General features: G+C 43.1%; 14 protein-coding genes and 2 pseudogenes. 1 reads left to right on the forward strand and 15 read right to left on the reverse strand.

The genetic code is table 11. The features are described from left to right. Nucleotides 1-181: 181 nt before the first annotated feature. The 4 genes and pseudogenes from LIZ66_RS06685 to LIZ66_RS19885 all read right to left on the reverse strand — a co-directional run. Nucleotides 182-1,153: a hypothetical protein gene (locus LIZ66_RS06685; protein ID WP_195477035.1), complete on the reverse strand. Its 972-nt coding sequence runs from the start codon at nt 1,151-1,153 to the stop codon at nt 182-184. Between the two features lie 141 nt (nt 1,154-1,294). Beyond that, nucleotides 1,295-1,516 (reverse strand): CotH kinase family protein, encoded by a 222-nt coding sequence (locus LIZ66_RS06690; protein WP_308768394.1) that lies wholly within the window; start codon nt 1,514-1,516, stop codon nt 1,295-1,297. Between the two features lie 213 nt (nt 1,517-1,729). Then, nucleotides 1,730-3,412 (reverse strand): bifunctional diguanylate cyclase/phosphodiesterase, encoded by a 1,683-nt coding sequence (locus LIZ66_RS06695; RefSeq protein WP_226837696.1) that lies wholly within the window; start codon nt 3,410-3,412, stop codon nt 1,730-1,732. Between the two features lie 66 nt (nt 3,413-3,478). After that, nucleotides 3,479-3,652, reverse strand: a pseudogene (locus LIZ66_RS19885) (DUF6783 domain-containing protein); the annotation flags it as partial. Here LIZ66_RS19885 and LIZ66_RS19890 point away from each other — a divergent pair. After that, nucleotides 3,593-3,718: a DUF6783 domain-containing protein gene (locus tag LIZ66_RS19890; RefSeq protein WP_408611510.1), complete on the forward strand. Its 126-nt coding sequence runs from the start codon at nt 3,593-3,595 to the stop codon at nt 3,716-3,718. The pseudogene LIZ66_RS19885 and the gene LIZ66_RS19890 overlap by 60 nt on opposite strands. A gap of 17 nt (nt 3,719-3,735) precedes the next feature. Here the strand turns inward: LIZ66_RS19890 and LIZ66_RS06700 are convergent, their stop codons facing one another. The 11 genes and pseudogenes from LIZ66_RS06700 to LIZ66_RS19895 form a co-directional block, all read right to left on the reverse strand. Beyond that, nucleotides 3,736-5,040 (reverse strand): O-acetylhomoserine aminocarboxypropyltransferase/cysteine synthase family protein, encoded by a 1,305-nt coding sequence (locus tag LIZ66_RS06700; protein WP_226837697.1) that lies wholly within the window; start codon nt 5,038-5,040, stop codon nt 3,736-3,738. A gap of 173 nt (nt 5,041-5,213) precedes the next feature. Beyond that, the gene (gene pdxT / locus LIZ66_RS06705) at nt 5,214-5,813 is read right to left on the reverse strand and encodes a pyridoxal 5'-phosphate synthase glutaminase subunit PdxT (protein WP_226837698.1); all 600 of its coding nucleotides are present in this window, start codon (nt 5,811-5,813) and stop codon (nt 5,214-5,216) included. 1 nt (nt 5,814) lies between these two features. Further along, complete coding sequence (gene pdxS, locus LIZ66_RS06710; protein ID WP_226837699.1) at nt 5,815-6,690, reverse strand: pyridoxal 5'-phosphate synthase lyase subunit PdxS; 876 nt, start codon at nt 6,688-6,690, stop codon at nt 5,815-5,817. A 380-nt stretch (nt 6,691-7,070) separates the two neighbouring features. Further along, nucleotides 7,071-7,259: an alpha/beta-type small acid-soluble spore protein gene (locus LIZ66_RS06715; protein WP_118583262.1), complete on the reverse strand. Its 189-nt coding sequence runs from the start codon at nt 7,257-7,259 to the stop codon at nt 7,071-7,073. 420 nt (nt 7,260-7,679) lie between these two features. Next, a complete protein-coding gene (locus LIZ66_RS06720; RefSeq protein ID WP_021924744.1) occupies nt 7,680-7,865 on the reverse strand; it encodes a PspC domain-containing protein in 186 nt (61 codons plus the stop codon). 93 nt (nt 7,866-7,958) lie between these two features. Further along, nucleotides 7,959-8,825, reverse strand: a complete 867-nt coding sequence (locus LIZ66_RS06725) for a DUF4097 family beta strand repeat-containing protein (RefSeq protein WP_227200690.1) — start codon at nt 8,823-8,825, stop codon at nt 7,959-7,961. Next, entirely contained in the window at nt 8,822-9,547 is a 726-nt protein-coding gene (locus LIZ66_RS06730; RefSeq protein WP_227200691.1) for a DUF1700 domain-containing protein, read from the reverse strand. The genes LIZ66_RS06725 and LIZ66_RS06730 overlap by 4 nt, the downstream gene beginning before the upstream one ends. 5 nt (nt 9,548-9,552) lie before the next feature. Further along, complete coding sequence (locus tag LIZ66_RS06735) at nt 9,553-9,906, reverse strand: PadR family transcriptional regulator (protein ID WP_226837702.1); 354 nt, start codon at nt 9,904-9,906, stop codon at nt 9,553-9,555. A gap of 273 nt (nt 9,907-10,179) precedes the next feature. Continuing rightward, the gene (locus tag LIZ66_RS06740) at nt 10,180-10,692 is read right to left on the reverse strand and encodes an HD domain-containing protein (protein ID WP_148461244.1); all 513 of its coding nucleotides are present in this window, start codon (nt 10,690-10,692) and stop codon (nt 10,180-10,182) included. Then, nucleotides 10,689-10,883 (reverse strand): RluA family pseudouridine synthase, encoded by a 195-nt coding sequence (locus LIZ66_RS06745; RefSeq protein ID WP_226837703.1) that lies wholly within the window; start codon nt 10,881-10,883, stop codon nt 10,689-10,691. The genes LIZ66_RS06740 and LIZ66_RS06745 overlap by 4 nt, the downstream gene beginning before the upstream one ends. Before the next feature lie 3 nt (nt 10,884-10,886). After that, nucleotides 10,887-10,948 (reverse strand): annotated as a pseudogene (locus LIZ66_RS19895) (DUF6783 domain-containing protein); the annotation flags it as partial.

The following is a 10,948-nucleotide window of genomic DNA, read 5'->3' on the forward strand; positions in this document are numbered from 1 at the left end:
GAAAGTATGAAATTTCTATAAAGATAACTATACGTTACTGGTCACGGAGTAAACAGTAACAACTATACCAATCGCGTAGGATATGAATTCAAGTGTGCAGTTATAAAAATTATAGTTATTTCAAAAACAGCCTCTGACTTTCCCAGTAAAAAAGTCAGAGGCTGTTTTTCTTTCCTGCTCATCAATTGCAGAATATATAATTACAATCTGCATATCCGTATTTCATAAGGCGTGGAGAATATACATACCAGTATTTATCTGAACTGGAATCAATTACTACCACAGTATCACCGGTATTCAGTTCACCAATCTCATTTGCCGCATCATATCCCATAGCGGATCGAAGAGCCAGATATCCGGTAGGCACTTTTACATACAAGGTAGCATATGCATTTCCACCCACCAGATAATCTTTGTTTACAAATCCATTGGTATCATATTTCGGGGAATACACATACCAGTACTGGGAATCACTTGTGTCCAGAAGCTGTACGGTATCGCCGGAATATAATTCCCCGATTTCATTGGAAGCATCATATGCCTTCATATTGCGAAGTGCCAGATAGCCCTTGGCAACACTGACCGTTCTTACTTCGCCAAAATAGCTGGAATCTGTATCCAGTCCCTCTTCTCTGTACAGGTACTCCTGGTTCACATATCCATAGCCGTCCAGTTTCGGGGAATACACATACCAGTACTGAGAATTGCTACTGTCGGAAACCCAGACGGTATCTCCCGAATAGAGCTCACCGATTTCATTAGATGCATCATATTCCGGTGCATTGCGAAGAGCCAGATATCCGGTGGAAACGCTTACGGTCCACATTGTATCATAGGAAGATACGGAAGATGTCACAGAATCCAGATAATCATTATTCACGTATCCGAAATCGTCATACTTAGGAGAGTATACATACCAGTAACCAGTAGCTCCAGTGTAATCCATCACTTCCACCAGGTCACCACTGTAAAGTTCTCCGATCTCATTACCGCTATTATAGGATGTATCTGTCCGAAGTGCCAGATATCCAGTAACAACATTCACACGGTAAGTATTACAGGAAGCCTCTGCCTCCTGCGTAGTTCCGGGAACTGAAAATGCAAGGGCTGCAGCTGCAAGAACAGGTATGCAAATCTTCTTCATTTTCGTCATAGAAAAATCCCCCTTCATATAGTCGTTGCTGTCCACCCCATGACCAGCAACATACAATTTTCTGAAAAAACACTTTTTTCATGTATTTATATATGAAAATTATAACGGATTAACCATGGCTTTTCAACTCCGTTTTTCTTATTATACACCACCTGACTCTGTTTTTTGTAATGCTTCATTTCCATCTTCTGTGCCATAATTGCGCAGCATAAAACTGTCCTCTACAGCTTCTTTCATATTGGTAGCGTCTGCATAATTATTATTCAGGATTAGCTTATCTAAACCATAGCAGGTCTGCCCTTTAATGTAATGATCAAATTCCAGTTTAAAGCTATACCGATCTGTATCGGGGTCACTTGCAATAGACGAAAGACTAGTACATCGCTTCGTAAATAACTATACCAATCACGTAGGATGTGGATTCGAGTGTGCAGGTATAAAAACGCAGGCGTAGCGGGCTACGCCGAGGCTTTTATACCTGTGCAATCGGATTCACAGACAAGTGAGTGGTATAGTTATTTCGAAAACGATGTACTAGTATTTCCCTTAGAGCGTATAAAAAAGCACTTATCAGAATTATTTTTTCAGACAACCGTAGCTGCCTGTCTTATCTTTTCCATTGAAATATTTCTTTGAAAATTCCTCCGCCGGACAGGGTCTGGAATAATAGTATCCCTGAAGCAATTCCGGCTTATAAGTCTGGACAACGGAAAGGATTTCCTTATTCTCCACCCCTTCCACACAAACCTTTATTCTGGTCTGCTTACTCAGATTCATAATATATTCCAGAATCGCCTGATCCATCTCATCATCCTGAATGGAACGGACAAAAGTATGATCGATCTTGATCCACTGTGGTTTCAGCTTGCGAAGCAATGCAATGGAAGAGTACTCCGTGCCGAAATCATCCAGTGCCATATTGATCCCCATATTTTTAAAATATTCAAAATCATCCCGAAGGCCATTGGGATCCGATACTTTACAGCTCTCTGTAAGCTCCAGGATCAGCTGCTTCTCCGGTGTGCCAGATTCTTCCACGATCCGTGTCACCATTTCTCTGAAGCCTTCCTGAAGTATCTGGATATAAGAAACATTCACGGAAATTACAAAATCAGGATTCTCCATGCGCCACAGTGCCGCCTGGGCAAGTGCCTTATTCAAAAGCCACTCTCCCACCTGTCGGATGGTTCCGTCTTCCTCCAGGATCGGAATAAATTCCATTGGGGAAACCAGGGTTCCATCTGGCAGATAAAAACGCATCAGAGTCTCAGCACCATAAACATCCTGAGTCTCTCCGTTCACCAGAGGCTGATATACCAGTGCAAACCCTCTGCAATTATTGGCAACAGACTCACGGAGCACTTCCTGCAGTCGGAATTTCTCCACCGTTTTTCTGTGCATTTGTCCGGAAAACTGCGCAATGCTGCCACGTCCCACTTTCTTTGCCTGCTCAAGGGCGTATTCCACATTTGCATGCAAAGTCTCGAAATCCTCTGCATCCTGCGGAAAAAAGGCCACTCCGCATGAAATCGTCAACTGGATCTCCAGATTCATCTCCCTGGGGACTTCCACTGAAAACTTCTGCATTTCCTTGTAGATCCGGTCAAGTGCATTCTCGGATTTCTCAGTGGTAATACAATAGAATTTACCTCCTGGTCCCCGATAAGAAATAACGCCCTCCAGACTCTGACATTTCTGTCCCAGACGCTGCAGCACCTCATCTCCTACAAGATACCCAAGAATATCATTGATTCTCTGAAGTCTGTCCACATCAAAAAGAAGAACAGCACCTTCCATTCCATGACTGATAAATGCCGGAAGCTGCTTCTTCAGCTCATGAAACGTATATAAACCAGTGGGCTGGTCAAACTTGGCATTTACACCAAGATTCATCATCGTGCCAACAAAAAGGCCAAGGCTTCCATCCGCATTCCGCTCCACAATTCCCTGGCACCTTACCCATACATATTTCCCATATTTATTTAAAGCCCGGTATTCACAATTATGCCGGTTGCTTTTCCCCTCAAAAATGCGACCGATATCCTCCAGAAAAATATGCTGATCCGCAGGATGGATATGCTGTACCCATTCCTTCGCCGTATTCTCTATAAATTCTCCCGGCAGATTGAAGTAATCCACACTTGGCTTAGACCATCTGGAAAAATCGCGTTCCAGGTCGGCTATATAAATGTACATATTATCTGAAGTCTGAGACAGAGCATCAAATATATGGCTGTCAAAATTAGAGATATCTATCACACAAAACCACTACCTTCCCTTTTCCCCTAATACATCAATATTTTACCATACTTTGCACAATTCTGTCTACAAATTTTGACAATTCTGCACATAAAATGTTAATAAAGTATAAAAAGAAGAATAAATAATACAAACATTTTTATGATAATCTGTAACCATTACGCGGATGCCAGAGCCTGTCTGAAAAATCATTCCCCCAATCTGCACGCCCCGCTTTGCGGTATATTTTGCCCGAATTCGACTGTTACAGCCCCCAAAAAAGGTACCATATCTCCCATTTCAGGAGATATGGTACCTTTTACATAAATGAAGCTCTTTTTTAATCATTTTACTGCTTCAAATGCTGCATCCAGAACTGCGATCAGGTCGTCTACTTTCTCAATACCGATGGAAAGACGGATTGTGTTTGGTTTGATTCCCTGGTCAAGAAGCTCTTCCTCTGTGCACTGACTGTGTGTGGTTGTTGCAGGATGGATCACAAGGGATTTTACATCTGCAACATTTGCAAGCAGTGAGAAGATTGCAAGGTTATCAATAAATTTCTGAGCGGTCTGTGCATCACCCTTGATCTCAAATGTAAAGATGGAACCGCCGCCGTTTGGAAGGTATTTCTTATAAAGATAATGACTTGGCTCACTCTCCAGTGATGGATGATGAACAGCTTCTACCTGTGGATGTTTAGACAGGTAATCTACGATTTTCAGGGCGTTGCTTACGTGACGCTCCACTCTTAAGGAAAGAGTTTCCAGTCCCTGTAAGAACAAAAATGCATGGAATGGAGAAAGGGTAGCTCCTGTATCACGAAGGATGATTGCACGAATATAAGTTACAAATGCTGCCGGAGCGGTTGCCTCTGCAAAGGAAATTCCATGATAGCTTGGGTTCGGCTCAGAAATCCACGGGAATTTGCCGGATGCTTTCCAGTCGAAGTTGCCGCTGTCTACGATCACGCCACCGATTGCAGTTCCATGGCCTCCGATGAATTTGGTTGCGGAATGAACGACGATATCTGCACCATACTCAATCGGGCGAACCAGGTAAGGAGTTGCAAATGTAGAATCAACTACAAGAGGAATGTTATGTTTGTGCGCAATTTTTGCAACTTCTTCAATATCAATCAGGTTGGAGTTCGGATTTCCAAGGGTCTCAATAAAGATTGCTTTTGTGTTTTCCTGGATTGCAGCTTCGAAAGAGCCTTCTGCATCCGGATCTACAAATGTTGCGGTGATGCCGCTGGTCTGCGGAAGAGTATGTGCCAGAAGGTTGTATGTTCCGCCGTAGATGGTCTTGGAAGCTACAATGTGCTCACCTGTTTTTGCAAGTGCCTGGAATGTATAATTGATAGCTGCTGCACCGGAAGCAACTGCAAGCGCTGCAACTCCGCCTTCAAGAGCAGCAATTCTCTGCTCGAAAACATCCTCTGTAGGGTTGGTAAGTCTTCCATAAATATTTCCGGCATCGCGAAGTCCGAAACGGTCAGCTGCATGCTGTGAGTTATGGAATACATAAGATGTAGAAGCGTAGATTGGAACAGCTCTTGCATCTGTTACTGGATCTGCTTTCTCCTGTCCAATGTGTAACTGTTTTGTTTCAAATCCCCAGTTTTTAGAATCTCTGATATCTGCCATTTTTCTTTCCTCCGTATGTTTACTATTTTTCATCATTTTTTGTTAATGTTAGTTTTGTTATTGTTTTTGATGTTTTTCTTTGCTGTTGCTTTGTTTTTGTTGATGAATGCATAGTAACATACTGGGGATTATCTGTATAATATGTAAAAATAATATCTGGTTATAGGTTCATTCTATAACCAGGTATTTGGGGAATTTTTCTTTGCATATTTCTTTACACTATTCAGAAACGCCTCATGTATCCTGTCATCCTCATCCAGTTCCGGATGAAATGCCAGTCCATACTGCTCTTTATACTTTACAGCTACAATATTTCCATCCACCTCAGCCAGTACTTCTGCGCCTTCTCCGCATTTCTCAATATAAGGGGCACGAATGAATGTCATGGGAACCTGACCGATTCCTTTCATTTCCCTGATGGTGTGAAAACTGCCAAGCTGTCTGCCGTAGGCATTTCTTTTTACTGTCACAGGCATGGTTCCGAAATACACATGCCCGTCATTAGAGAGGTGGTCAGCCAGAAGGATCACCCCCGCACAAGTGGCAAGCACCGGCATTCCAGCCTGGATTTTCTCTTTCAAAGGCTCAAACATTTCCAGCTCCCGAAGGAGTTTTCCCTGTACCGTACTCTCACCGCCTGGCAAAACCAGTCCTTCAAAGTCTCCATCCAGGTCTTCTTTTTTCCGCAGCTCCACGCACCGGGCACCCAGTTTTTCCAGTTTGCTCTTATGTTCTGCAAAAGCTCCCTGCACAGCAAGGATTCCGATTTTCATCTCATTTGCCCCTCTCTGCCATCAGAAGCTGGATTTCCTGCTCATTGATTCCGACCATAGCTTCACCAAGGTCTTCGGAAAGCTCTGCAAGCATTTTGGAATCCTGATAGTTGGTGACCGCTTTTACAATAGCTGCTGCACGCTTCTTCGGATCACCGGATTTGAAAATACCAGAGCCCACAAACACACCTTCTGCGCCAAGCTGCATCATAAGGGCCGCATCTGCAGGAGTCGCAACACCGCCTGCTGCAAAGTTTACCACCGGAAGTCTTCCTTTTTTGTGTACATACTTAACCAACTCATATGGCACACGCAGGTTCTTTGCTTCTTCAAAAAGCTCATCCTCACGCATGGAAACCACTTTCCCGATTTCGCTGTTCATCATGCGCATGTGGCGCACCGCCTGTACCACATCGCCGGTTCCTGGTTCGCCTTTTGTACGGATCATGGAAGCGCCTTCTGCGATTCGCCTTAAAGCTTCTCCTAAATCTTTGGCTCCGCATACAAATGGTACTTTAAACTGACGCTTGTCAATATGGTAAACATCATCTGCCGGGGAAAGTACCTCGCTCTCATCAATATAATCAATCTCAATTGCTTCCAGGATCTGCGCTTCTACAAAATGTCCGATACGACATTTCGCCATAACCGGAATAGAGACTGCCTCCTGGATTCCTTTGATCATTTTTGGGTCGCTCATCCTGGAAACACCGCCTGCTGCACGAATATCTGCCGGAATCCTCTCCAGCGCCATAACCGCACAGGCACCTGCCTCCTCTGCGATTTTTGCCTGTTCCGGAGTGGTAACGTCCATGATCACTCCACCTTTTAACATCTGTGCAAGCTGTTTATTTAATGCATATCTTTCCTGGCTCATTTTGATTTCCTCCTGTATGTATTGTGCAGAAAAATTGTGGGGCACTGTTTTAACAGATTTCCATTTCTTCAACTGCCTTTTATTTGTCTGAAAGCATACAGGAATACTGTACTGTTATAAATATCCAGTTTTTATATATTTTAAAAGGACAGTTTGAATATTTTCTCTCAAACTGTCCTGCAGGACTTGTTTTTTTCCAGCAAAACCTTCAGTGCCCGGGCAATTTCTACCTCGTCTTCTGCAATCAGGATACGCATAATTTTCCTCCATTTTTTCTGAAAAGGAGACGCTTACGCGTCCCCCATTTTCCCGCCCCTCCTAGAGCCTTTTTCAAACACGCTCTAGCCTGATGGCAAGTTGCAGGGGCAAATAATATACTATTATTTTTTCGGTTTCTTTCGCGCCATTATGCCACCGATCCGGCCCGTTTCTTTGGCGGAGAGGCTTTTCCAGCCCCCTTCTAAGACTTTATCCAGAATGCCAAGTTCCTGAGCAATTTCATATTTTGTCTGTTCTTCAGGGGTAAGATTTCCGGATTTGTAAGCTTCTACTTCTTTGTCTTTGTTCATATGTCTATGCTCCTTTTTACAGTGTTTGGATGTATATGATATGAGTGTCAAAAGGTCTTTTGACACTCATTTGATACCCGGATTGCTACGCAGCTACGCTGCTCCCGCAATCCTCCAAATATTCGAAATCCGCTGATTTACTGCGTAAATCGCTACTTTCTCATATTTGGCGTGTCCCAAGCTCAAAAGCCTTATCGTGCAAGCACGAACAGCTTTTTGACCTTTTGACACTGGTATCATGTATATAGGGAGTATGGACAAAATACAATACATTTATTCAAAGTGGATGCAATTTGACATGGCATATTTCAAGCGAACTGTCGCAATATTCTGCCAAGCTGACTGTCAACTATAACTAAGCAGCCCGGGAAAGCCCTCGCAGCTAAGTTTTCGCAGGCAGTGGATCTTGTGCGATTCTTCTTATGCTTTCGGAATAATAATCGCTGCAATAATATATGCCCAGATTCCTGCGCCGCCGAAGCAGGTCAGGATTACCCAGGCCAGGCGGACCAGGGTTGGGTCAATATCGAAATACTCGGCAATTCCTCCGCACACACCGCACAGCATACAGTTTACGGTTGATTTGTATAAACGCTTATTACTCATAATTAATTCCTCCGATCTGACATTTCTGTCTTATTTTTTATCCATTACATAACTTTACACCAGAGCGTGTCTGAAAAGAGCTTTCTGCAAGATTTAGCTTTCCCCAGTAAACTCCACATCAATCTCGCCCATTCCGCATTCCAGCACCATATCTTTTCTGGCACCTTCATTGGAAATATTTTTCTCAATGCCAATTCCACTGTACTCAGAATCCTCCAAATTAATCTCACCCATACCACAGGAAAGATCGTAATTATAGTCCTTCTCTTTTCCAGTTACTACCATGTCAATTTCACCAGCACTGCAGTCCGCATTCAGTTTCTGAATATCAAGCTGATCAATGTCGATGGTTCCGGCGCCAACCTGAAGATCACAATACGCTGCTGTGATATTTCCATAACCGCTAAATTCTCCAGCGCCAACTTCCACCGAAAGCTCCTGTACCTTTAAATCGCACTCCAGATCAATAGTACCCATGTCAACACCCAGGCTTATCGTATCAAAGTCTTTCCCGGAAGGAACAATGACTTTTATCTGTTTCTTCTTTTTTACATTTCCACTGCGGGTATCTGTAATCGTGATTTTCCCGGAAGTTTCCTTAACCACTACATCGTTCTTCGCATCATTTGCCACATTTACCCGAATCTTGTCACCATCGTATTCCTGGATAAGGAGCTCATCATACTTCAAACTGATTTCCAGATCACTGGCAAAATCCATATCCACAGTATTTCCATCTAAAGCATCCCAATCTATGTCAGAAGAATGATATTGGGCGTTTCCCCAATGGATCAGACCAGCCAGCGGATAATCATTATCCTGAAGCAGCTGTCCAGCCTGATCAAACACATTTCCGCCTGTTTCCACTGCTGCTACAGAAATTCCACCGATACAGAAACCAATTCCTGCCACTGCGAAAGCACCTGCTGCAATCAGCATTCCCTTTGTTCCTTTTTTCATGCCTGCTCCTCCTTCTTATTCCGATATACGATTTTCTGGAAAAAGTCTGTCACCTTACGAAGAATCCATGGGAAAATCGTGGAGCCCAGCCATCCTGTTAAAATGCAGAACAGAATTCCTGATGCAAACAAAAGACAGCCGATTCCCATTACCAGAAGTCCCACAGCAGTATTGGTAATCAAAGTTCCAATACCCACACTAATGCAGGCGCAAGCTGCTACGATAAATGTGAACGCCACAACTCCGGATACAAAAATCGCCAAAAACGGAAACAAGATCACCACCAGTAAAATACTGAACACGCCACTGGCTGCTGTAATGATAAATGGGGAAAGAAATACCAGGGCAATTAGGAGCAGGATAAATCTGCTGTTGCTTCCCTTCTCTTTCGGGCGATATCCCCTGTGGGTACGATCTGTTTTTCCTGCATGTTCCCCATCTCTTTGGTGAATCTCCGGCATATAAGAAGCCTTGTTTTCCCTCAAGTCCTCATATCCGTTCTCTGTATACTGTGCATATTCCTCATTGCTTTCGTCAAGGTCTGCCTTTATTATGGCAGCCACTTTTCCGGGGCTTCCAAGCTCTCTGATCACGGAAGCCTCATTCTCAGGACCGGCTTCGTCAAAATAACTGTTGTAGTAAGCCAGCGCCTCCTGCTTTTCTGCTTCCGAAATATCAGACAGCAGCCTCTCTAGCTGTTTCATAAACTGCGCTCTGTCCATACCTGTTAATTTTCCTCCCTCATGTGACCGCTGTCCGCATTTCCGCCAGCGTCCTCAAACATACTGCCTATCTTGGTGGAATAATTCTTCCACTCGATCTTGTACAAATTCAGCTGTGCCTGCCCTTTCTCCGTCAGTTTATAATATCTGCGATTTCGTCCGGCATATGCCTGATCGTAGACTTCCAGGCAGTCATCCTTCTGCAGGCGGCGCAGCACTGGATAAAGTGTGGATTCTGAAATATCCAGAACTCCGCGTACATCCTGGGTGATCTTGTATCCGTAAGTACCTTCCGGCTCCTTGGACACAACCGCCAGAACAATAGCGTCCAAAAGTGCAGCTCCTGTGTTAAATACCATCTGATCACTCCAATCATATTATATAATTCATCAATATTATTTAATTAACAATACTATATGATATATAATATAATTTTGTCAATACCATTTTTAAAAACAAATTTATATATTTCTATCATTTACACAAAAAAAGGCGCAGCCAATGCCACGCCAATATTTCAACATATTTTCTTTCACTTCAAATAACTGATAAATTTCTCCGTCACAGGTGAAAGCCTTTTTTATCCTTCACTACAAGCCCAATTTTTTTCTTTTTCAACGCCTTCTATTGCTTTACCTGGCAGGCAATTTATAGATACTTGTGAGTAATTTTTTGCCTGTATTGGTCTCAAATACGCGCTCTCTGGCTGTTTCAACAGCATTCTCAGACATTTCACTTTCATCTGCATTTACAAGAAAATCAGCTTCCAGAAGAATGCGGTAATCCATTCCGTCTACGTTTGTATAGGTGTGGTGATGGCTAACCAGATAGTTGATTCTCTCTTTCATTTCATCATCAATTTCCACATCCTTGAGGAAATTTTCTACCAGCTCAGGACTTTCTTTTTCCTGGTTGGAGCCATTTGTATTACCATATTTTACGCGGCATACAGGGCAGGCAATGTCGTGGATCACGGCTGCGATTTCCAGAATTTCCTGCTTTCTTTCGGTTAAATTTTCCATCTCGCCAATCATTCTGGCATATGTATATACCTTCAGAAAATGGGCAATATCATGCTTGTTTCCATCGGAATATGCGATCATTTTTGCGATAACATTATTTATGGTTTGCTGTGTTTCTGTCATGTTTTTTCCTCCTCGTTTGCATTCAAAAAGCAGCAGAAATCATCTGGAAGGGGAGCTTCCAGAGTGATTATTTCATCTGTAAATGGGTGACAAAAAGTCAGCTTCCAGGCATGGAGCGCAGCTCTTTTGAAGCAGTCATTCCTATTATTAATTCTGCCTTCCGTATTCTTTTTTTCTTTGCTGTTACTCATTTTCAAACACGCTCCAGAGCGTGTTTGAAAAAGGCTTTCTGCAAGATGTGCGTCACAATTTGTGG

The sequence above is a fragment of the Blautia faecis genome, assembly GCF_020554845.1.
Lineage (GTDB): Bacteria > Bacillota > Clostridia > Lachnospirales > Lachnospiraceae > Blautia_A > Blautia_A faecis.